A 22,363-nucleotide genomic window follows, 5' to 3' on the forward strand; every position below is an offset into this window, starting at 1 on the left:
CGAGAATTCAAAAATGCGGTGTGTGGGGGAGTGCAGAGATGGTTTGAGCGTAAACGCACTTCCACTTCCAGTTCCACATATGTTCGAATATTACAAATCGATGCCTGTTTTCTAAATGGAGAACAACGCACAGTTTGCCTAAAATATGGGCTAGAACCAACTAAAACGCATAGGGAGGTCCATAGAGATGAAAGCGCTATTAAAAAAATCAGCAAGTCTAATTCTGACTCTGGGCATTGTAAGCAGTCTGGTGGCATGTTCATCCGGTTCGTCCGGCGGAGCACAGGGGGAAAGTAACGGCAAGATCAAGCTGACGCTGTGGGATCAATCGGTCGGCAATACCGATCCTTCGGCCAAGTTACTGCCCGAGATTGTTGAGAAATGGAACAGCGAGCATCCGGACATTCAGGTTGAACGTACGGGCACGACAGGAGAACAGTACAAAACCAAAGTCAAAACATCGATTGCAGCTGGTGAAGCGCCAGACCTGTTCTATGGCATGGGTGGCGGCAGCTTCATGCAGCCGTACATCAAATCCGGCAATGTGCTGGAAATCTCAAGTTACCTGACGGACGATATCAAAGAACGAATGGGGCCGGGTATGGCGGAGGCCATCAATATGGACGGCAAAATCTACACATTGCCCGTGTATACCCATATCGCCAACCTTTACGTGAATACGGAATTGTTCGAGCAGGCAGGTGCCAAGATTCCGACCACATATAACGAACTGTTGGATGCAGTCACCAAGCTGAAAGCGGCAGGAATCACCCCGGCTGTGATTGGGGAAAAGGATCGCTGGCCGGGCATGTACTGGTACGACATTATTGCGATGCGTCAGGCAGGCAATACTGCGGTGATGGAAGCTTTTAAAGATCCGTCAAAGTGGAATTCGCCCGACTTTGTTGCCGCCGCGACCAAAATGCAGCAGCTTGCACAAGCAGGAGCGTTCAACAGCAGCATGTTCAGCATGAGCTATGACGAGATGCTCGGGGCATTTAATGCAGGCAACGGGGCGATGATGTTCCAGGCCAACTGGGTGAATGCAGGAATTGAGGACCCGTCCTCCGCAGTCAAAGGCAAAGTGAAAGTGATTCCGTTCCCGGTATTTGAAGATGGCAAAGGCACAAATACCGAAATCTTCGGCGGAGCCGTCGATGGTTTCTACATCAACCAGAATACCAAACATCCGAAGGAAGCCGTGGAATTCCTCATGTATCTGAGTGAGCAGCTTGGTACGCAAGGTTTCCTGGCTGGAGCGGGTCTGCCAAGCTGGAAAACCGATGCACTCGACACAACCAGCCTGTCCTCCCTTGATCTGTCTGCGGCGGATATTATGAAAACGGCGACCTCATTCATCGCGTGGTGGGATAACATTCTGCCAGCGGAGTCTGCCGAAGCGCACAAAAACCTGATTGCCCAGCTGCTTGCCGGCGATATAACACCGGAGGAGTTCTGCAAACAGATGGCACAGCTCAAACCAACAGAGCTAAGTCTATAGAAAACAGGTAGGAAGGTTTACGTGCGTGCAAGCTTAAATGCTTACAGGCCCTAGGTCTTTACACTACAAGGCTTTGCAAATTGCCTATGAATATCTTGCGCATAGACCTTGTGAGCTTGCAATGCTACCGCTTCTAACACTGAAGATGAACCCAAACAAGGCGTGGTCCGGCATATCCCGGTCACGCCTTTGAGAGGAGAACAACAATGAACTCTGTATTTTCCAATAAAGGCACGATAGCTGTCTTTGTACTGCCCACCCTGCTTCTGTTCTGCGGCATTGTGCTTATTCCGATCTTTGTCTCCAGTTATTACAGTCTGCTGGACTGGAACGGCGTGGGCAGGGGTACATTTATCGGCTTGGACAACTATGTAGAGATGTTTAAAGATACCCGTGTGCTGAATTCGATCAAGAACTCCCTGTTATTCGCGGGAGCTTCGGTGTTCATTCAACTGCCGATCTCGCTGGTTCTCGCACTGATTCTGGCGTCCAACGTCAAGGGGGAAGGCTTCTACCGGACCGTGTATTTCATCCCGGTGTTGATCTCAACGGTGGTTATTGCCCAGTTGTGGTCAAAAATCTACAATGCCGATTATGGCCTGCTGAACGTGCTGCTGCAAAGTATTGGCTTATCCAGCCTGGCACAGGACTGGCTGGGGCAGAAGGACACCGCCCTGGCGGCATCGTTTATTCCGACCTTGTGGCAGTACGTGGGGTATCACATGTTGCTGATGTATGCAGGAGCAAAGTCCGTGTCTCAGGATGTGCTCGAAGCTGCTCGAATGGATGGTGCTTCCCGTATTCGCACGGCGTGGTCCATTATGATCCCGCTGATGAAGCCGATTCTGAAGGTAAGCCTTGTTTTTTCCGTCATCGGTGCGTTCAAGGTGTTTGACCTGATCTATGTGCTGACGGGAGGCGGTCCATTTTACACCACTGAAGTGCCGAGCACACTGATGTACGCTACCATTTTTGATACGTTTCGGTACGGATATGGCAGTGCGATCTCGGTCTTTATCATTGTGGAGTGTCTGGTGTGTACGATCCTCATTAATTCATTGTTTAAAACGGAGTAGAGGGAGGCATAAGGCATGAGTACCGTAGAAGTTATGTTGCAAAAAAAGCTCAAGCCGAGGTCCATCTCCGGACCGATCGGGAAAGTGTTCCTGCAAGCGTTTCTGATCCTCGTTGCGATCGTGCAGATCTACCCGCTTATCTGGCTGGCGCTGTTTTCCCTGAAGGATAACAGTGAGATTTTCAGCGGTGATGTGGCCGGGTTGCCCAAAGCGTTTTTGTGGAGCAACTACACCAAAGCAATGTCCGACGGCCATGTGCTGACCTATTTTATGAATAGTGTGCTGGTTACTGCGGCTTCCATTGTCTTGGTACTGATCTTGTCCTCCATGACGGGATACGCAATCACAAGAATGAACTGGAAGCTCAGCGGGTTCACGATGACAATCATTTTGCTGGGCATGATGGTGCCGATTCATGCGGCGCTGCTGCCATTGTTTATTATTTTGAAGAATCTGAGCCTGCTCAACAGCTACTGGTCTCTGATCATTCCCTATGTGGCATTTGGCATTCCGATGGCGGTGTTCATTCTGGGCAGTTTTTTCAAAGGTATCCCGAGAGAGATGGAGGAGTCGGCGGTTATCGACGGCTGCGGCATATACCGGACGTTTTTCTCCATTATCCTGCCGCTTGTGCGTCCGGCCATATCAACTGTAGCGATCTTCACATTTCTATCTTGCTGGAATGAGCTGATGTTTGCTGTCACGTTTATCAATAACACGGCTTACCAGACATTGACGGTGGGCATGATGTCGATGGTGGGAACGTACATTACGCAATGGGGCATCATTGGTGCGGGACTGATGATTACAACGGTGCCAACGGTAGTCATCTATCTGCTGTTGAACAAACAGGTGCAGAAGAGTATGATCGCAGGTGCGATCAAGGGTTAGCTGAAGGCTGGACTGGAGGCTTGGCGGTAGAAGGGCTTGCTGCTCGCTCGCTGTACTCTCTTTCTGGTGGATATCGGCTTGATTCAGGATTTCGCAAGGTGTGATCTCTGGACTAGACCAGAGCCTGTGGTCATGGAATAATAAGGGGGTATGTAGCCAGGTAGTTGCAGAGAGGGGTCATTATTTATGGTCAATATCACGATGGTAGAGCAGGAGTCTGTTCGGGAAAAGGTTGTGGCGTTCACGTTTGATGATGGACCGCATCCGGTCTATACACCTCAAGTGCTTGAGATATTCCGGCTTGCCGGTGGGCAGGCGACGTTTTTCATGATTGGCCAAGAGATGGAGAATCACCCGGAGATTGCGGCGGAGGTGCATCGTGAAGGGCATGAGATCGCTAACCATACGTACACGCATCCAGATCTGACCAAGTTGACGCTAAAGGAAGCCGGGGGGGAACTGCAACGCGCAGAAAATCTTGTTCAAAAAGTTACGGGGCAACCTGCCCGCAGCTTCCGACCGCCGTATTTTGGCGTAAACGATGATATACTGTCTCTGGCAGCGGAGCGTGGATATCGCACGATCGGTGCGGTCAACGGCGATGCGAAGGATTGGGACAATCCCGGTGTTGAACACATCCTGGAGCATACCCGGTCTGCGGTGAAACCTGGCAGCGTGCTCATATTCCATGACGGGTACGGGGATCGTTCCCAGACGGTGGAGGCAGTTCGTGTGCTGGTGGATGAGCTGGTCGCGGAAGGGTACCGATTGGTGACGGTGAGTGAGTTGTTAGACATTTCTCGTGAGCATGATATAAAGACGACATAATCAAGTGGGACCCATCATTCTTTGAATGATAGGGTCCTTTTTTAAATATATATAATGCATAGGAAGAACGGAGCGGGAGCACAAACTTTGCTTGCCCTCTCAAACTACTTTATAATAATAGGCTAAACTAGATTATGTCAGGAGGAAACAATGGATTTTATCAGAAATCAACTAGAAGAAATCGGCATGAGTGAACCCTCCATTGGATACCTTTCGAATGTGATTATGATTATTTTTATCGCGCTAATCTCGGTACTGGCGAATGTTATTGCCAAGCGAGTGGTACTGAAGACGGTGCATCGTATCGTGAGTAACAATCGTTTCAAGTGGGGCCACATCGTGGTGCAGAAAAATTTATTTCAGAAGCTGTCACATCTCGTACCGGCCATTATTATCTATTATTCTGCTTACATTTTCCCGCCCTATCAGGCTTTGATTGAAAAATCAGCTATGACGTACATGATTGTCATCATGATTACGGTTCTGAATGCTCTGCTGAATGTATTCGATGATATCTATCGTACCTATGAGGTATCGAAGATTCGCCCAATCAAGAGTTATATTCAGGTAGCCAAGATCGTCCTTTTCATTATCGGGGGCATTATCGTCATCTCCAGCCTGATCGGACAGAACCCGCTCATTATCCTCAGTGGACTTGGGGCGTTATCGGCCGTATTAATGCTCGTATTCAAAGACTCGATTCTGGGTCTCGTGGCCGGGGTACAGCTATCGTCGAACGATATGGTGCGTGTCGGTGACTGGATCGAGATGCCAAAGTATAATGCGGACGGTGACGTCATCGACATTACTTTGAATACGGTAAAGGTTATGAATTTTGATAAAACCATTACGATGATTCCAAGCTACGCCCTCATTTCGGACTCGTTCCGTAACTGGAGAGGCATGCAGGTGTCCGGCGGCAGAAGGATTAAGCGGAGTATCTATATTGATATCAGCAGTATCCGTTTTTGTACGGAAGAGATGGTGGCTGAATTTGAGAAAATCCACTACCTGACTGATTATGTCACGGCAAAATTAAGGGAAATTCAAGCATACAACATGGAGCACGAGGTGAATACCGAAAGCAACGTGAACGGCAGACAACTGACAAACGTCGGTGTATTCCGGGAGTATATCCATCAATATTTGAGGAATCATCCAAAAATCAATAAAGATATGACGATGATTGTGCGCCAATTAGCACCGGAAGATCGCGGGCTGCCTCTGGAAATCTATGCATTCAGCAATGATATCAACTGGGGGGTATACGAGAACGTTCAGGCGGATATCTTTGACCATATCTTCGCGGTGGCGCCAACATTTGGACTGCGGGCCTTCCAGAATCCAACCGGACATGACATTGTGCAACTGAAAGAAAACAAACAATATTCGAGCGGATATTGAGATCCGAAGCACCGTAAAGGTGCTTTTTTTATTTAAAAAGTGACATATTTACTATTTACAAAAATGGAAATTATTTATAGTATGTTTATATGGGTTTTATTTCCATACCCTATTTTTCTTTATCTTCTCAATCATATGGATATACAATGTACCGCTTTGATTATTGGAAAATTTGATGGAGGTGAGCTTCGTGGCACGTGTGTTAGTTGTGATGATGCCTGCAGAAGGGCATATCAATCCGTCGCTCGGGTTAATCAAGGAGTTGATAGAGAGCGGAGATGAGGTCGTCTATTGTTGTACTGAAAAATACCGGACGAAGATTGAAGCGTTAGGTGCTCAATTTAAAGCTTACTCCTTCAACGAGGCAACCCTGCTCAACAACCCCAATATGAAGCCATTTGAAATCAAGCATCCGTACCAATTCTTATATATGATTTTGAAAAAAATAATTCAGCGGTTTATTCCGGATGTTCTGAATCTGATCGAAAATGAAACCTACGATTATATTATTTTTGACTCCTTAATCGGCTGGGGCGGACAAATTTTGGGCGAAAAGCTGGGGATACCCACGATCTGCTCGACCAGTACCTTTGTTTTTGTAGAGCCTCTCGGGTCAGGTAGTCATAATCTGAAGGATTACAATGAGGAGGTCCAGGAGCTATATAACGGCATTATGGAAATGTCTCAACAATTAGCTTCCCGGTTCAATGTGGCTGCGCCTTCTCTGGCGGAACTTTCAGGGCATCCAGGACAACTGAAGATTGTCTATACAAGCCGCTATTTTCAACCCATGGGGGACAAGCTGGACGACAGCTTTGTGTTCACTGGCCCGTCCATTATTCCTCGTAAGGATGCGCCAGCTTTTGCAAATGAATCTCTGCATGCTCTTTATAAGCAGGTCGTTTATATTTCGATGGGAACCATTTTAAATAAAGATCTCGAGTTTTATAAGCTTTGCTTTACAGCCTTTCGTGATTTGCCTGTGCAGTTTATTTTGTCTTCTGGGAAGGATACCGATTTGGAGCCCATTGCTGAGCTCATTCCTGATAATTTCATCATCAGGCCCTATGTCCCCCAACTGGAAGTGTTGCAGTGTGTAGATGCTTTCCTGACACATGCAGGCATGAACAGTGCAAGTGAGGCTTTGTATTACAATGTACCGTTGATCATGCTCCCGTTAACCTCGGATCAGCCTCGTGTAGCAGGCCGGATACAGGAGTTGGGCGCGGGAGTAATCTTGGATAAAAATAATCTGACGCCTGACATACTGAGAACCGCGGTGTTAGAGGTGCTCAGCAATGATTCCTACAGGGAACATGCAGGAGTGATTGGGAACACACTGCGTGATGCTGGCGGGTATAAGCGGGCTGCTGCTGCCATCAAAGAATTTTTGGGTAATCGACCTTTATCAGCCACGACTATCTCTTCCCTTGAATGAAGAGGCGACTTTCCTCTTATTAGAGAGGTTGACTTACCGTGTGAACAGAGCGAGAGGTCGAAGGGATTCTCGATGATGGTGTACAATTGATTCAAGCGCTTGAGGAAAGGTTAGAGATAACCGAGAGCACATGTCATTTTGTCGCATTAAAATAGGAAGCAGACCTTTCACAAAGGAGAGTTCCCACATGAATCATACAATCCCTGGATACACATTGAACGATGGCTTGAAAGTACCGGCAATTGGATTTGGTACCTATAGTTTAAAAGGTGAAGAAGGCGTTAAATCGATCGCGTCCGCAATGGATGCGGGTTATCGATTAATTGATACGGCGTATAACTATGAGAATGAGGCAACCGTGGGCAGAGCAATCAAGCAAAGCTCCATCGCCAGAGAAGATCTGCTCATTTCCTCTAAGCTGCCGGGGCGTTATCATGCTCATGATAAAGCACTTGTGGCGATCCAGGAATCCCTGTATAGAGCGGATCTGGATTATTACGATCTGTATCTGATTCACTGGCCCAATCCTAAGAAGGACATGTATGTCGAGGCATGGCAAGCGCTGATTGAAGCGAAAAAACGCGGGTATATTCGTTCCATCGGAGTGAGCAACTTCCTGCCTGAACACAATGAACGGCTGATTAAGGAAACGGGGATAGCGCCGAGTCTGAATCAGATTGAGCTTCATCCGTTCTTTGATCAGGCCGATCAGCGGGAACAGGATACGAAGCATGGCATCGTGAACGAATCCTGGAGTCCGATTGGACGTGGCAATGATGCCGTACAGGATATTCTGAAGGATGAGAACATTCTTCGGATTGCGGAAACGCATGGCAAAACGCCAACCCAGATCATTCTGCGCTGGCATGTTCAGCTGGGTTCCATTCCCATTCCGAAAGCCGGCTCCTTGCAGCATCAACAGGAAAATATCGATATATTCGATTTTGAGTTGAGCACAGAAGAGATGCAGGTCATCTCTGCATTTAATCGTCCGGATGGACGGTTGTGGGATCAGGACCCAAGCGAGTACGAAGAATTTTAAAGAACGACAAATGAAGGGCTGCTCTCATGTCAGATATGACAGGAGGCAGCCCTTTGTTGTTGAAGCATATTAAGCAATGTTGCAGTTTTTCATGTTGCGTAATTTCTGTTTACTGTTCCGCAGGGATACGGAAGGTCAGAATCTCATAAGGTTTGATATCAAAAGAAATCCGACCATTTTCCACGGTGCATTCCGCTTCGTTGTTCTCAAGCAAATCACACGCGTATGCCGTAGCACCTGCCCCCTCAGGCAATTGCAGGGAAGCACGGCTGCGGCGGCCGTGTGCTTCATAGAGACGGATGATCATATCATCGTTGTTCTCGGCTTTTTTAATAACCTCCAGCACGACATTATCCTGATCGACCGATGCAAGTGACCATGTTCCCGGCAACGTACCGGTTTGCGGACTTACTTCACGGGCAACCAGCGGACGGTTGAGATCATAAGCGGCTTGGATGACACGTCCTTCACGGAAGTCGCCCTGATGCGGATAGAGCGCGTAGGTGAATACGTGCTGCTCTTTGTCGGCATTTTCATTTGGATACGTTGCACTCTTGATCAGTGACAGTCGCATCACCGAGTTATGAATATCATATCCGTATTTGCAGTCGTTCAGCAGAGCAGCACCGTACCCGTTCTCCGCCAGATCGGCCCACTTCTGCCCGCATACTTCAAACCGGGCTTGATCCCAGCTCGTATTACGGTGGGTAGCACGCTCAACGTTGCCGTACTGGATTTCGTAGACTGCTTTCTCACTCCAGATATCCAGCGGGAAAGCGGCTTTCAGCAGCAAATGCTCCTGCTTCCAGTCCACAAACGTACGGAAATCAATCCGGCGCGTGTGCGCATAGAAGATGATCGTCTGCTCAATGACCGAGTCCAGGAACTGTCGCTTCACTTGAAGCACGGAACGTACCGGCCCACTTTCAACCCACTCCATCGACTGCAGGTCATTAATCTCCCACATATGCTGTTCATAATAATCGTCAATGTTCCATGCCTCGTATTCCGCAGGTCGATCCTCGAACACTTGCAGCACGTTACCACGCTTGCCAGACTGAAGCAGCTCACGACCCTCCAGCTTGTCCCATACGGATGCGAACTCGGCACTTTCATTCAGGTGAATATCGTACCAAGGTGTATGGATATGGCGCCGATCAGCTTCCCACTGTGCAACCGAAACTCCCGCGACAAGCTCGTCTGTGAGATCCGTTGTGATTCGGAAGGATTTATACCCGGATGCAGGTACGTTTTCTGCAAGGAATATAAGTCCGCCTTCGGGAGTCCGCTGGCTTGGTACAGGGCGATCTCCATCGTAGACGGTTACTTTTCTCGCAAAAGCAGGCAGTTCAACCACATCCGTCCGTACAAATCCGGTGGTGTTAAATACCACAATGGCTTCGCCATCAGATGTAATTCGGCTGGTAATGCCGTTCAGCGCGCTGTCTTTCAGCTCATCCGTGACACGCAGGACTTCTTCATATTGCTCCTTGGAATCCACATATACCTGTTCAATGGAGCTGCCAGGGAGAATATCATGGAACTGGTTCAGCATCGTCAGCTTCCATGCATGCTCCAGTGCATCGCTTGGATAGGCCGCCTGTGCATTCGCCTGACGATGAATCATGGCATACAGCTCGGCATCAGCCAGCGCAAATTCGCTATGACGGTTGTACCGTTTGTTACGCGCCATGGAAGTGTAGGTACCCCGGTGATACTCCAGATACAGCTCACCTGACCAGCGGGGAACGGAAGGAACATCCGCCAGATTTTGCTCCAGCTTCTCGAAAAACTCGCGTACAAAGGTACGTTTCACCGCAGGTACACCCGGCAATCCGACATCAAGTCGTCTGCCATGCTCCAGCATCTCTTCGGTTGGTCCACCGCCGCCATCTCCGAATCCGAAACATTGCAGGACATCTGCATTGATGTTTTTGTTCTGGTATCGCTGCCACGTACCTTTTACTTGCGAAGCATTAAACCGTCCATTATAGGTCGTTTCAAATCGGCGCTGCCTAAAATCGGGATGTTTGTCATAGTCTGTGGCTGTGATGAAATGGGTCAGGACCTCTGATCCGTCGATTCCTCGCCAGTACATCGTATCGTTCGGAATCTGGTTTGTATCATTCCAGGCAATTTTGGTTGTCATAAAATAATCAATGCCGCTCTTGCGCATAATCTGCGGCATCGCTGCACTATAACCAAATACATCCGGCAACCAGAGCACACGGTTCTCCACACCGAACTCTTCCTTGAAGAAACGTTTGCCGTAGATAATCTGACGGATCATGGACTCACCCGAAATCAGGTTACAATCGGCCTCCAGCCACATTGAACCTTCCGCTTCCCAGCGGTCTTCGGCCACCTTTTCTTTGATTTTCTCATATAGGGATGGGTAGTCTGCTTTCAGGTATGCATACAGCTGGGGCTGAGAGGACATGAAGGTATACTCTGGGAACTTGTCCATCAAGTAGAGTACACTCGCAAAGCTGCGAATGACCTTCTCCCGAGTCTGATCCAATGTCCACAGCCATGCCACATCGATATGCGTGTGTCCGATACAGTGCACGGTAGGGATGTGATCACCAGCAGGGCGGATATCACCATAGACATGGTCTTGCAGATATCGGCGTGCTTCCAGCACCGACGCATGGAATTCTGCGCTGTTTTCCTGGCGCAAATCCAGCAAATTCACGGCTTTATTCAGATGTTCGATAAGCTTCAGCCGCTCCAGATCATCCTCACGCAGCAGATCCGCAGCATCCAGCGCAGCCTTAAGATCGTAATATAGATCTGTGACAGGCTGATGATGCTCAGCGATATATACATTGAGAAAGACATCAGCTGCCGAAGTACTACAGTACGCATATAATGCCAGTTCGAATTCATCACCTTTTGCCGCAGCGGGTGTCAGGTCGATCTCCGTATGGTTCACATCCAGACCGCAGATCAATTCCCCATTGAGGAATGCCAGAAATTGCGGATTATCGTAATTCCAGATGTCATCAGCACCAGTGACGATGGCACAAACGACCTTTTTTCCTTCCATCTGATCCGGAATTTGAATCCGGGTTTTGAAGCAGCTGTGTACGTCTTTGCCGCCCCAGCCATCACCCTTACGGAATACGTTCCAGGAGGAAGGGTCCTCATGCACCAGTTCCCAGGAGTGGTAACCACTTTCTTTATGATAAAGCTCAGGGATATATGTCTTTGAGGTTAGTCGTGCACGTTCCAAGTGTTTAACAATGGTATGGATTCGAGTATACAAGGAATTCATTTTCATGTTGGTTTCCCACCTTGGTTTGTAGTAAGTACAGGCTGTGGTCGTTGTTGGAGCGAGAATACTGCAAGCGCTAACATATCAACTTTATCATAACAAAAGAGAAATGGCCGAAACTACGTATTGTATGCTGAAAACAACGTCTTTTTATTGCATTTCATGCTAAAATAAACTCATTAGAACCAGGATGGGGGCATGTTCATGACACAATCGGTTTTGGCATACGAGCAGGGATATGCGGTCCATGTGAACCAGCCTGGAGATTCGCTCTTTTATCATCTGGATTATGACGAGCGTTCTCATGATCTAAATATGGAGTTTCAGCATTTCCATGATTTCTATGAAATCTGTATTCTTCTGGATCGCACGGCTGCCCACATCATTGAAGGCAGTTTGTACGAGATTCAACCTTATGATATCGTTCTGTTGCGGCCTTCCTTACTACACAAGACGCAATATCCGAAGGGCGCCCCACCGAAACGATTGATGATCACCTTTGCCATACCACGCAATACACCTGGTCTTGAGAGCGATTACAATGAGCTATTTTCGATTTTTGATGAACCCATCCCGATATTCCGATTTACAGAAGAAAGACGAAAGGAAGTCCTCGCGCCGATCAATGATATTTTTGCTATATCGCAGCAGCCTTCTGCACTTCAATCGGTAATGATTCATAGCAAGTTCGTGGAGTTTCTCTGTGCTCTTCATCGTTACTCACCAGAGAACGGGTATGTGCGTGAAGAGACTGGATCAACGATGTCCAGGCGCATGTATGCCATTGCCTCTTATATTCACAGCCATTATCAGCAGGATTTATCTTTGGACGAGGTATCCAAGCGTTTTTATGTAAGTGCCCATCACTTGTCTCGCCAATTCAATAAGGTTACAGGCTTCACCTTCACGGAGTATGTGCAGATGACCCGTATTCGGAATGCCCAGCAATTGCTGCTGAATTCGAGTGAGAAAATCACAGATATTGCTGCACAGTGTGGGTTCACAAGCTTTTCCCAGTTCAATCGCATCTTCAACAAACAGAACGGAATGTCACCGAGTGCATATCGCCGTAGCAGACATTCGCAGAGTGAGCGTGAACTGATATCCATGGGTAGACCTGAGCGCTGACTGAAGACAGAGATAATCTGGGGATGTCAGTGGAGATGTGTTGCATGAATGGCGATGGCCACAAGTATCTGAATATATGAAGATATAGAAAAAGGCAAACCCTCTAAGTTACAAAGGGATTGCCTTTTTCCTTCTATTATATAGATTACGTCACAAGTATTTCATCTAGGAACGTAATTAAAGTTGATCCTTTGGCGCCAGCTCAATAGCAGAGCGGATGGCGGCCAGCATGCTTTTATCATCGGCGATATTTTTGCCAGCGATATCAAAGGCTGTACCGTGGTCGACAGACGTACGGATGATGCCACCTTTCAGACCAACGGTGATGTTCACGCCTTCCTCGATACCCATTACCTTGATCGGTGCATGGCCTTGGTCGTGGTAGCAGGCAACAACGATATCGAAGTCACCGCGACCAGCGCGGAAGAAGAGTGTGTCCGCCGGGAGTGGACCAACAACGTTAATGCCTTCCTGCTGTGCACGTTCGATGCCGGGCTGCAGCTTCTCTTCTTCTTCACCATTACCAAACAAGCCGTTCTCTCCGGCATGAGGATTGATTCCGCATACGGCAACGCGCGGATTCTCAAAGCCTGCTTTTTTCAACGTATCATGAGCAAGCTTCACAATGGTGTAGGTTCTTTCCGGGTTAATACTCGCAATAGCATCGATCAGACCCATGTGTGTTGTCAGGTGAATAACGCGCAGATTCGGCGTGGTCAGCATCATCGAGAAGTCTTGTGTATCCGTCAGGTCTGCCAGAATCTCGGTGTGCCCCGGATATAGGTGCCCGCCCTGATGCAGAGCTTCTTTGTTCAAAGGCGCGGTGCAGATGGAGTGAATCTGCTGTTTTTTGGCAAGATCAATGGCTTTGGCGAGAAACTGGAATGCTGCATCCCCAGCCACGGCAGATACTTTACCGTATTCCAGATCCGCAGGAACGAGGTTCAGATCAATCACATCCACAGTACCGAATTCATACTTGGCTTCGGAAGGCTCTTGAATCGCGTTGACGTTCAGAATTGAGCCGATGACTGGCAATACACGCTCCAGAATCTTTGCATCACCGATAACGAGTGGATTGCACTGATCGTACATCTCTTGATGACCCAGTGCTTTCATAATAATCTCCGGTCCAATACCTGCTGCGTCGCCCATTGTAATTCCAACTGTAGGTTTCATACGAGAATACCCCCTTTTAATTTTTGAATCGCATGAATAAAGACATCCGGTTTGCCGAATCCGCCTGCTTTGGTAATCACATGCAGATCATCAATCCCGATAAACTTGGAGATCGGCACGCCGATTTCAAGCTCATCCAGCAACTCGAAGCCGCTAATATTCCATTTCAGACAGATTTGTTTAGCTGTATCACCGCCGGTCATGGATACCCCTTTGAAAAGTCCCTCTTCCAGCAGTCTGGCACAGATCTCACCCATCGCAAGTACAATCTCGTTGCTGACTTCCGTGTGATTGAGACCACGAACTTCGCCCGTTGCCCGTGCGAGTTCGATATCCACCTGTTCAGCGGTGGAGTAGAGAACAACATCTTGTCCTTCCAGCGCTTTGTCTCGGACCTCCTTATAGACACGTTCCATCTCTTCCGCGCGGTCTGCGGTTGCGGATACCGCTTTGAAAGAATGGAAGGAGACTGAAGCTACGCGGGAGTTGCGCATCAAGCGATGCAGCTGCTCACGTGAGTTTTTGTTCACGCTGCCTACCACTGTTAGGATTGGACCGGAATTCTCCGGGATATCAAGTGACGTAGCCCTGGATTCCAACTCGTAATGTGCGGGGAGGTAATTGGCAATGCCCGCCGAACCTGCCCAAGTAAAGGTATACTCCAACTCGCGAGTCATCTGCAGAATCAGTTCCAGATGTCTTTCTTCGGTGGAGTCCACCATTACATACGGGATGTTATTTGTTTTCAACTGTTCTAGCTTGGTGCGAATATGATTCTGTCCGGCTTCCAGATCGGCGACGGTGATCTCGCCAACTTCATACTTGGTCTGTTGTTTCAACAAGTCGGGAAGGTAGGAAATCGTTACAGGTGTCTTCGGATCATGGGCAATTTCAGTATCTGCCAGCGGAACGCCGTTCAGGTAATGAATTCCTTCCAATATCGTCCGGTTATTTTTTGGATAACCCGGGGCAATCATCATAAAGTCCGGCTTTACGACATCATATACAGCATCAATCTCCATGCCGATATTACCGCGCATAGTGGAGTCCATTTTTTTGAAAATCGTCTCAAATCCATTGTTCGTTAGCAATTCAGCAGCCCGATAGACACGGTCATACGCTTCCTGCGGGGATATGGAACGACTATCTGTATCAAAGACGACAGCATCGTATCGTGTAAAAGGTCCTTCATCCATATTAAAAAGAACACTGGTCTTCAAGCCATGACGGGCAAGCTGCACCCCGCTGTCATTGGCACCGGTCAAATCATCTGCAATAATGGCTAATTTCATGCAGTCATCCCTCCTTGTAAGCACAATTTAATAAAAAGTCCGTTCAGATCATCCATTAAGCACAGATTATGCACATTAAATCAGGTGATACCCATTTATGTGGTTGGTCGTTGATTGTATTTCTCGACTCCACCTGATTTCTCCAGTCGTTTGGAGAGGAACCCGATGAAGATCGGCAACAGGATGGCTGTTGTTACAACACTCGCTGCAATTTGCACCGTAGCAATCTCGGCAATCGGGCCAAATGAAGCATTAGCAGCCACGATGGCAGCAGGTGTACCTACGGCATTCCCGGCAGTTGATCCTTCGGAAGCACCCACGATGGGGTTCCAGCCGATGGCTTTAAAGAGCAGGAAACCGATTCCGCCCGTTAATAACACGGTTAACACACCCAGTAAAATTCCGCTAAGACCACCTTGAATGATGGAGGAGAAGCTAATGTTCATACCCAGAGCAAATGCAAAGAACGGAACAAGTTTGTCGCTGCCTTTATGCAGCCATTCCGCCAGATTGCGGTCCAGATTACCAATAATGACACCAACGATGAGCGGAAGCAATACTGCGACAAAGGCCATAGGGGAAAACATACCGTTCGCAAAACCCATCGCACCAAAGACGGAGAGCGCTACCATGGTCAGGAAAGGACCATCACTGAGTGCCAGGAAAGGGTAGGCTGCTTTGTCGTCTTCTTTCCCGTATTGGCCGGCGAGAGCAATGTACAAACCTCCGTTGGAGTTAGTCATTGCAGCAATAATGGCAAGTGGGGCAAGACCGAGAAATAACCCGTTTGAATCCGCGAACAAAATAGCGATAAAACCAAGGGCTGCACCAATCACCCATTTGAACGTAAGCAAGGTCAAACCTTTGCCGACAGAGGAACCTGCTGTTTTAAACGTAATCTGTGTACCCGCAATAAACAGGAACAGGGCAATCAAAGTACTGGCACTGTTGACAAAAAGGGCTTCCGTGAATCCGCCAATGCGCAGGGCATTTGGGAAGAATGTATTGATGGTTGCACCAAGTAACAGGGGAACGACCATCATACCGCCAGGGATGCGATCTAAAGTTGCTTTAATGTTCATAGTAGTAGCTCCTTATGAAGTAATCGTTTTTATGAAGCGCTTGCAGGGATTATATTATCCCATATCGTTTAATATAGCAACAATAAATTATTGTAAATTTTAAATACTTGGTTAACTGTTTAAAAATGCAACACATAAAAGCGATAAAAAAAGACGTAAACTTAAAGTTAATCTTTAAGTTTACGCCATAATGTGGCCCGGTTAATCCCCAGACGCTCTGCGGCCTTCGATTGATTGTTATTTTCCTCCTGAAGCACAAATTGAATAACTTCCTTCTCAATCTCCTTCAGCGTACCGTTCAACTTCATTGGGCTTGAAGAAGGTTGCTGATCCAGCAAGCGGGACAAGGTAGCCGTAGTGATTACATAATCTTGTTCGTTGAGTGCAGCCTGCTTGATCAGATGTTTCAGCTGGTTGACATTCATATGTGTGATCTGATCCCGGATCAGCTGTAGAGCATCTTCTTTGATTCTCACCGCAGTAGTTCCGTATTTGTGGTAGTAACCTGTAAGGAAATGCTGCATCAATGGAGCCAGATCCTCTGGTCTATCCGCAAGATTTGGCATCATGATTGTATTAAGCTCCAGATCGAGTGACCACTGCGGGTTCAATATCTGTTCCCCGAGTATAAACACCCCAATCTGATTTTGAAGGCAACTCTGGATAAAGGCGAGCAACTCCGGATCTTCCATACGTGTTTCCATGTGGTTAATCTCTACATTTCTAACCTTGGCGAGTGGTATCTTGTGCAAATGACCGGGCGGAACTTGCGTGAGATCCATCTGTAATAACAGTCCACCACCGGAGTACATCTGATGAATATGTTTGACCAGAAAAGATTTACCGGAATCCGCTTCACCTAGCAGATAGATCGGTTCATGATTCTCGTAAAGTGCTCGAATGTTCTGTAATACCGCCTGCATGGCAGGGGATTCGGCAACGATAGGCTCCATCGATGCGTCCGTAAACGTTGTTATGCCGAATTGTGCAAAGGCATAGGGTTGTCCTTTTTCCAGCATATATACCTTGTAGTTCTTATTGTCCAGGGTCGTTTCATAGGCGTTAACCGTGAGCTGGTAATCGTCCACCATGAACACATTTTGGATGTGGGATTGATGGAATTCCAGACTGGTATTTGTCAGATATATGTGATTATCGGTCAGCGGATTTTTCTCAAAATCAGTCAGGTTCTCGAATACAACTTCATTCCGTTCATTTAAAATAAGTAAATTGGGATGTTCCCGTGTAACCAGGTCATTCAGGATGATCGATATCGCATGATTTTTGCTCAAATAACGGTAGACCAGCTGTGCATCCTCCATCGCTCTAAGGATGGATTCCTGGCCAGATTGGATTAATAATCCCTCCAGACCATAGGTCTTCGCGGTGTTGACGGTGATCACATCTCCAACAATCTGTCGGTACCCGGAAGCCTTCAACTCCAGGAGCAATCGTGCCACATCTTCCGAGCTATGTATGGTATAGACCTTGAGGGGCAGATCCATCAGATCAATAATCGATTGTGCACCAGAGGTGATGTTGGAGAAGCCAACAATGGCTGTTTGGCCGTTAAACTGGCTTGCCAGGGTAAGTGAACGAATCATATCATAGCCCGATAACTGCACATCAATGACGGGAATAGTCACTGCTTTTTTAATCAATTGGGCGGTTCCACCGCGGCTGATGATAATCTCTGCACCGTTTTTCTCTGCTAGAGTTGCTAATTCCACACCGTTCGCCAAATCGCCCACGTCCGTCTGAATGGCTAACTGGGGAAAACGAGGAATGCACTCTTGTATGATAGGAATCATCGATTCGTAGGGAGCAATAAAGTGAACTCGTGTACGCATATTTTTCCTGCCTTTATAGAAAACTTTGATCCCCTTATTATAGCCAACTTGCGAAGGAATGGCACCTATGGGGGAACCAACACGGTTGTGTCTGCAAAATGCCTGTGTGATATGCCTTCATAACTCTCCCGAGTGGAATGTGATGAAGTACACTGAATCGAATCGTTACGTATTTCAAAATTAATGCATAATTGCACACGATAAGTATAGAGAAATGAGGAGATTTCATATGGGAGACATTCATAAAGTAGCTGAGCCGGATCACATCATTAAGGATGTTGTCGGGAAGTTCCCGTGCAGGGTGCTGTGGAGTGAGGGCCGTCCATGTCTGGAGTATCAAAGGGAAGAGGATGTGGCGTTAATAACCGAATACGTCCATAAAACGTATAACGTTGAACTATTGGATGTGTTTTTCACAGCGGTGGAGAGCCTTCCAGTCGAGCCGTAGATTAGGTAGGGATTTGTGGATTGCGAGAAAGGATTAGTACTTGAGTTATTGTGTGTTTATACAAGGTCATAAGGCGACACTATAGGTGTTCGTCTTTTCTTTTATTACTCCATCATTAACTTACTTTGGAAAGGAGAGACTCCACTTGCCATCGTGAAATGTGAAACGTATGTGGGCGTATTCATGTATTATAGTATACATATGAACTTTTCGGAGGAGGAACAAGTAATGGGAATCTTATCGAGGTTTAGAGACGTGATGAAGGCGAATGTGAACCATATGCTGTCTCGGGCGGAAGACCCGGAGAAGAGCGTGAATGAGTATATGCGCAGCCTGAATAGTGATCTGGGTCAGGTAAAAGCGGAGACGACGGCGGTATTGTCGGATGAGAGCCGGGCGAAGCGAGCATTGGATGAGTGTAGCGCCGAGGTCAAGAAGTTACAGCGGTATGCGGAGAAATCAGCGGAGTCGGGAGATGAAGACAAGGCACGTGGTTTTCTGGAGAAGAAAGTGAAGCTGGCTGACAAATTGAACGAATTACAGGCTGCCTATGAACGTGCTTCTGCTAAAGCCAAGATGATGAAGCATATGAACGATAAACTGGTTGCAGATCTGGGGCAATTGGAAGCTCGGCATGCAGAACTGAAAGGTCGTATGGCAGATGCGAAGGCACAGCAACAGGCCAATGAACGGAACGCATCTGCGGGCAGAGCTGATGCTGCATTGAAGGCCATGGAAGACAAGGCGAATCAGGCGCTGAACGAAGCAGAGGCTTTGGCAGAACTTCGTGCTGGGGCACAGGAAGATGATTTGGACGAATTAATAGCCCAGTTGGAGAGGGACATGAACGCAGATGCGGGTAATAATGAGAATGCGTCGCCAAGTGCAGAGGAAGAACTCGCAGCGATTCAGGAAAAGCTGAAGAATAAATAATACGTTACACCATTTCGTTGACATTGAGGTGAGCAGATGCCGGTTATTGAATATAAATGTCCAAACTGCGGCAGTGGTATGATCTTTGACAGTGTGTCAGGTGCACTATCCTGTCCCAGCTGCGGCCGCCAGGACAACATAGAGCAGATCCCCGATCCCTTGAAGAGACAAGTATTCACCGAAAATGAGGTCAAAGAATACCACTGTAACAGCTGCGGAGCTGACATTGTCACGGAGCCAGAGACCAGTGCGACGACATGCAGTTTCTGCGGTGCGGCGGTTGTACTCAGTGATCGGCTGACGGGCAATCTGGCCCCCGCGATGGTGATTCCCTTTTCGATCAACAAGGATCAAGCCAAGCAGGCTTTCAAAAAGTGGTGCAAAAACGGCCTGTTAACACCAAGTGGTTTCATGTCCGCCGATCGGATTCAGAGCATTACCGGCATGTACGTGCCGTTCTGGTTGTATGAGTTACATAACAAAATCGAAGTGCATGGTCGTGGCACCAAGGTCAGATCCTACACCCAGGGTGACTACCATTACACCGAAACACAGCATTTCGATATATACCGCCGAATTCGGCTGAATTACGTGAATCTGCCCATTGATGCGTCGGAGAAAATGAAGGATGAACTGATGGATAAGCTTGAGCCTTTTCCATATAATCAGCTGAAATTGTTCAAAACCCCGTATCTGGCGGGGTACATTGCGGAAAAATATAGTTATACGGACGAGGAACTTTTTCCACGGGCCAAGGATAAAACGAGATCGTACATTGATTCTTATATTGCCTCAACCGTATCCGGTTATAGCAGCGTGAGCTACACGGACAAACAGATTGATACTACGCTCAAAAATGCAGACTATGTGCTGCTCCCGGTGTGGATGGTCAACTATGACTATAATCGGGCACAGTATACCTTTGCCATGAATGGTCAGACAGGGAAAGTGGTCGGTAAACCGCCGATCAGCAAAGCCAAAGTGGCCGGCTGGTTCGCAGGAGTATCTGCGGTGTCGTTGCTGTCACTGAAGCTGGTTTCCTGGATGATGGGAGGTGGATTCTTATGAGAAAAAGAACCCCTCTGGCCGTGATGGCTACGCTCATTTTACTTATGATCACCTTTGTCGCACCGTCGATTTCCATGTCATCGGCATCCGCAGCTGATAGCAAAAACCTTATCTACGATGAGGCCAACCTGCTGAGTGAGCAGGAGAAAAGTGAATTGAATCTACTTGCGAATCAGTATGGTGCGGAACGGCAGACGGACTTTGTTATCTATACAACAAATAATGTTGAGAATCAGGATGTTATGCTCTTAACAGAAGATTTTTATGATAAGCAGGGGCTAGGGTACGACAAGAAATTTGGCAATGCTGTCATATTAACGATGGATATGAATAATCGCGAAGTGTATCTGGCTGGATTTTATAAGGCAAAAGAATATTTGAACGATCAGCGGCTTGATGCTATCCGTAATCGAATTACCTCTGAATTATCCAGTGGGGATTATAAACTCGCATTTGAGAAATACATTGAGCTCTCTTACAAATATATGGGGTATGAACCTGGTGTGAATCCGAACAACATTTTGTTCAACGGCTGGTTTCAGTTAGGAGTATCTGTGGTTCTTGGCGGTATTGTTGTTGGTGTGATGACCTATCGTTCTGGGGGACGTGTCACGGTCAATCGTGCGACTTATGAGGATTCAAGCAATTCCAGTGTCATTGATCGTCAGGATCGTTATATCCGTACGACCGTAACCAAGCGCAAAATCGAGAAGAACAATAACAACGGTGGCGGAGGAGGAGGCGGGGGTACCTCCCGAGGCGGTCATTCACACAGTGGAAGTAGAGGTTCGTTCTAGTCACTACGGAGTATGCGGATTTTTTAATTAGAAGGGATGGAAACGAGTATGGGATTTTTCAGAAATCAATTTTCGAATGTGGTGGAATGGGAAGAGTTCAGAGATGACATGATATTTTGGAAATGGAGCAACCGGGAGATTAAGAAGGGGAGTAAACTTATCATCCGTTCGGGTCAGGACGCCATTTTCCTGAATAACGGTAAAGTGGAAGGGATTTTCGAGGACGAAGGATCGTTTAATATCGATTCCGAGATCATTCCGTTTCTTTCTACCTTAAAAGGGTTCAAATTCGGATTCAACAGCGGCATGCGGGTCGAAGTATTGTTTGTAAATACCAAAGAGTTCACCGTGCGCTGGGGCACGCAAAGTCCAGTATTAATTCCAACACCACAGCTCCCGGGCGGTATGCCGATTCGGGCCAACGGAACATTTAATTTCAAAGTAAGTGACTATGTGACCCTGATTGATAAGATTGCAGGCATCAAACAGAGTTATCTGGTCGAGGATGTCAAAATCCGAATCACTTCAGTGCTGGATCAGCTTCTAATGAAGTGGATTAGCCGTGAAGGGAAGGATATGTTCAACCTGCAGGCCAATGCATCGGATATTGCCAAGGGGATTCAGGAAGATCTGGATATGCAGATGATGGACATCGGCATTGGGATTACCGGTTTCCAAGTGATGAGCTTCAACTATCCAAAAGAGATTCAGGATATGATTACAAAGACCGCTTCGCATGAGATGATTGGTAATCTGCAAAAGTATCAACAGGTCAGCATGACAGATGGCATCTCATCCGGTAAAGTACAGGGCGGCGGCGCAGCTTCGGATATGGCGGGTATGATGATGGGTATGAATATGGCCAATGAAATGATGAAAAATATGAACCAGAACCAAGGCCAGAATCAGAACAACAATGCGGGTTCGTCTCAGAATCAGAATGCTGACCAGAAGCCAGCGGGCAATAGCAACGGTGATTCAGGTAACTCTCCATCTACAGAAGGCAACAAGAAGCCAAACTTCTGCCCGAACTGTGGAGCCAAAAATGAAGGAGCCAACTTCTGTCCGAACTGTGGTCAAAAGCTGGGCTAATAAAATAAATACATGTAGGGCTAGGTTCGTAGTAAGT

Annotated in this window: 18 protein-coding genes; 13 read left to right on the plus strand and 5 right to left on the minus strand. The window is 47.4% G+C overall.

Features of this window, described 5'->3' with window-relative positions:
• Positions 1 to 187 precede the first annotated feature (187 nt).
• The 7 genes from BLS69_RS28950 (at position 188) to BLS69_RS28980 (ending at position 8,180) form a co-directional block, all read left to right on the plus strand.
• Entirely contained in the window at positions 188 to 1,501 is a 1,314-nt protein-coding gene (locus tag BLS69_RS28950; RefSeq protein WP_091038661.1) for an extracellular solute-binding protein, read from the plus strand.
• A 206-nt stretch (positions 1,502 to 1,707) separates the two neighbouring features.
• Positions 1,708 to 2,577, plus strand: coding sequence for a carbohydrate ABC transporter permease (locus tag BLS69_RS28955; RefSeq protein ID WP_017691225.1), 870 nt, complete (start codon positions 1,708 to 1,710; stop codon positions 2,575 to 2,577).
• A 15-nt stretch (positions 2,578 to 2,592) separates the two neighbouring features.
• The gene (locus BLS69_RS28960) at positions 2,593 to 3,468 is read left to right on the plus strand and encodes a carbohydrate ABC transporter permease (protein ID WP_176873139.1); all 876 of its coding nucleotides are present in this window, start codon (positions 2,593 to 2,595) and stop codon (positions 3,466 to 3,468) included.
• Between the two features lie 186 nt (positions 3,469 to 3,654).
• Positions 3,655 to 4,296, plus strand: a complete 642-nt coding sequence (locus tag BLS69_RS28965) for a polysaccharide deacetylase family protein (protein WP_091038662.1) — start codon at positions 3,655 to 3,657, stop codon at positions 4,294 to 4,296.
• Between the two features lie 150 nt (positions 4,297 to 4,446).
• A complete protein-coding gene (locus BLS69_RS28970; protein ID WP_091038664.1) occupies positions 4,447 to 5,700 on the plus strand; it encodes a mechanosensitive ion channel family protein in 1,254 nt (417 codons plus the stop codon).
• A 190-nt stretch (positions 5,701 to 5,890) separates the two neighbouring features.
• The gene (locus tag BLS69_RS28975; RefSeq protein WP_091038666.1) at positions 5,891 to 7,138 is read left to right on the plus strand and encodes a macrolide family glycosyltransferase; all 1,248 of its coding nucleotides are present in this window, start codon (positions 5,891 to 5,893) and stop codon (positions 7,136 to 7,138) included.
• Between the two features lie 187 nt (positions 7,139 to 7,325).
• The gene (locus BLS69_RS28980; protein ID WP_091038668.1) at positions 7,326 to 8,180 is read left to right on the plus strand and encodes an aldo/keto reductase; all 855 of its coding nucleotides are present in this window, start codon (positions 7,326 to 7,328) and stop codon (positions 8,178 to 8,180) included.
• Between the two features lie 109 nt (positions 8,181 to 8,289).
• Here BLS69_RS28980 and BLS69_RS28985 read toward each other — a convergent pair whose 3' ends face one another.
• Complete coding sequence (locus BLS69_RS28985; protein ID WP_091038670.1) at positions 8,290 to 11,463, minus strand: alpha-mannosidase; 3,174 nt, start codon at positions 11,461 to 11,463, stop codon at positions 8,290 to 8,292.
• A gap of 198 nt (positions 11,464 to 11,661) precedes the next feature.
• On the opposite strand from BLS69_RS28985, the gene BLS69_RS28990 reads away from it, so the two are divergent.
• Positions 11,662 to 12,585: an AraC family transcriptional regulator gene (locus BLS69_RS28990; protein ID WP_091038672.1), complete on the plus strand. Its 924-nt coding sequence runs from the start codon at positions 11,662 to 11,664 to the stop codon at positions 12,583 to 12,585.
• A gap of 177 nt (positions 12,586 to 12,762) precedes the next feature.
• On the opposite strand, the gene pdxA is transcribed toward BLS69_RS28990, so the two are convergent.
• The 4 genes from pdxA to BLS69_RS29010 all read right to left on the minus strand — a co-directional run bounded on the left by pdxA (position 12,763) and on the right by BLS69_RS29010 (position 17,988).
• Positions 12,763 to 13,764, minus strand: coding sequence for a 4-hydroxythreonine-4-phosphate dehydrogenase PdxA (pdxA, locus tag BLS69_RS28995; protein WP_091038673.1), 1,002 nt, complete (start codon positions 13,762 to 13,764; stop codon positions 12,763 to 12,765).
• Positions 13,761 to 15,056 (minus strand): four-carbon acid sugar kinase family protein, encoded by a 1,296-nt coding sequence (locus tag BLS69_RS29000; protein ID WP_091038674.1) that lies wholly within the window; start codon positions 15,054 to 15,056, stop codon positions 13,761 to 13,763. Before BLS69_RS29000 ends, pdxA begins: the two co-directional genes overlap by 4 nt.
• Positions 15,057 to 15,151: 95 nt before the next feature.
• Positions 15,152 to 16,138: a 2-keto-3-deoxygluconate permease gene (locus tag BLS69_RS29005; protein WP_091038675.1), complete on the minus strand. Its 987-nt coding sequence runs from the start codon at positions 16,136 to 16,138 to the stop codon at positions 15,152 to 15,154.
• 167 nt (positions 16,139 to 16,305) lie between these two features.
• Complete coding sequence (locus BLS69_RS29010) at positions 16,306 to 17,988, minus strand: sigma-54-dependent transcriptional regulator (protein WP_091038676.1); 1,683 nt, start codon at positions 17,986 to 17,988, stop codon at positions 16,306 to 16,308.
• Positions 17,989 to 18,217: 229 nt separating this feature from the next.
• Between BLS69_RS29010 and BLS69_RS29015 the strand changes: the two genes are divergently transcribed.
• From BLS69_RS29015 to BLS69_RS29035, 5 genes are all read left to right on the plus strand, one after another.
• Entirely contained in the window at positions 18,218 to 18,436 is a 219-nt protein-coding gene (locus BLS69_RS29015) for a hypothetical protein (RefSeq protein ID WP_076329625.1), read from the plus strand.
• 228 nt (positions 18,437 to 18,664) lie between these two features.
• A complete protein-coding gene (locus BLS69_RS29020) occupies positions 18,665 to 19,369 on the plus strand; it encodes a PspA/IM30 family protein (RefSeq protein ID WP_091038677.1) in 705 nt (234 codons plus the stop codon).
• Positions 19,370 to 19,405: 36 nt separating this feature from the next.
• Entirely contained in the window at positions 19,406 to 20,437 is a 1,032-nt protein-coding gene (locus BLS69_RS29025) for a TFIIB-type zinc ribbon-containing protein (RefSeq protein ID WP_047841485.1), read from the plus strand.
• Positions 20,434 to 21,234, plus strand: coding sequence for a TPM domain-containing protein (locus BLS69_RS29030; protein ID WP_091038678.1), 801 nt, complete (start codon positions 20,434 to 20,436; stop codon positions 21,232 to 21,234). The genes BLS69_RS29025 and BLS69_RS29030 overlap by 4 nt, the downstream gene beginning before the upstream one ends.
• A 48-nt stretch (positions 21,235 to 21,282) precedes the next feature.
• Positions 21,283 to 22,326: an SPFH domain-containing protein gene (locus BLS69_RS29035; protein WP_091038679.1), complete on the plus strand. Its 1,044-nt coding sequence runs from the start codon at positions 21,283 to 21,285 to the stop codon at positions 22,324 to 22,326.
• Positions 22,327 to 22,363 lie beyond the last annotated feature (37 nt).

It is taken from the genome of Paenibacillus sp. CF095 (genome assembly GCF_900101225.1).
Classification (GTDB): Bacteria; Bacillota; Bacilli; order Paenibacillales; family Paenibacillaceae; genus Paenibacillus.

Bases quoted from the DNA above. Each gene is read 5' to 3' on its own strand.
- BLS69_RS28950 (WP_091038661.1), top strand. From the start codon at position 188: ATGAAAGCGCTATTAAAAAAATCAGCAAGTCTAATTCTGACTCTGGGC.
- BLS69_RS28955 (WP_017691225.1), top strand. From the start codon at position 1,708: ATGAACTCTGTATTTTCCAATAAAGGCACGATAGCTGTCTTTGTACTG.
- BLS69_RS28960 (WP_176873139.1), top strand. From the start codon at position 2,593: ATGAGTACCGTAGAAGTTATGTTGCAAAAAAAGCTCAAGCCGAGGTCC.
- BLS69_RS28965 (WP_091038662.1), top strand. From the start codon at position 3,655: ATGGTCAATATCACGATGGTAGAGCAGGAGTCTGTTCGGGAAAAGGTT.
- BLS69_RS28970 (WP_091038664.1), top strand. From the start codon at position 4,447: ATGGATTTTATCAGAAATCAACTAGAAGAAATCGGCATGAGTGAACCC.
- BLS69_RS28980 (WP_091038668.1), top strand. From the start codon at position 7,326: ATGAATCATACAATCCCTGGATACACATTGAACGATGGCTTGAAAGTA.
- BLS69_RS28985 (WP_091038670.1), bottom strand. From the start codon at position 11,463: ATGAAAATGAATTCCTTGTATACTCGAATCCATACCATTGTTAAACAC.
- BLS69_RS28990 (WP_091038672.1), top strand. From the start codon at position 11,662: ATGACACAATCGGTTTTGGCATACGAGCAGGGATATGCGGTCCATGTG.
- pdxA (WP_091038673.1), bottom strand. From the start codon at position 13,764: ATGAAACCTACAGTTGGAATTACAATGGGCGACGCAGCAGGTATTGGA.
- BLS69_RS29000 (WP_091038674.1), bottom strand. From the start codon at position 15,056: ATGAAATTAGCCATTATTGCAGATGATTTGACCGGTGCCAATGACAGC.
- BLS69_RS29005 (WP_091038675.1), bottom strand. From the start codon at position 16,138: ATGAACATTAAAGCAACTTTAGATCGCATCCCTGGCGGTATGATGGTC.
- BLS69_RS29010 (WP_091038676.1), bottom strand. From the start codon at position 17,988: ATGCGTACACGAGTTCACTTTATTGCTCCCTACGAATCGATGATTCCT.
- BLS69_RS29015 (WP_076329625.1), top strand. From the start codon at position 18,218: ATGGGAGACATTCATAAAGTAGCTGAGCCGGATCACATCATTAAGGAT.
- BLS69_RS29020 (WP_091038677.1), top strand. From the start codon at position 18,665: ATGGGAATCTTATCGAGGTTTAGAGACGTGATGAAGGCGAATGTGAAC.
- BLS69_RS29025 (WP_047841485.1), top strand. From the start codon at position 19,406: ATGCCGGTTATTGAATATAAATGTCCAAACTGCGGCAGTGGTATGATC.
- BLS69_RS29030 (WP_091038678.1), top strand. From the start codon at position 20,434: ATGAGAAAAAGAACCCCTCTGGCCGTGATGGCTACGCTCATTTTACTT.
- BLS69_RS29035 (WP_091038679.1), top strand. From the start codon at position 21,283: ATGGGATTTTTCAGAAATCAATTTTCGAATGTGGTGGAATGGGAAGAG.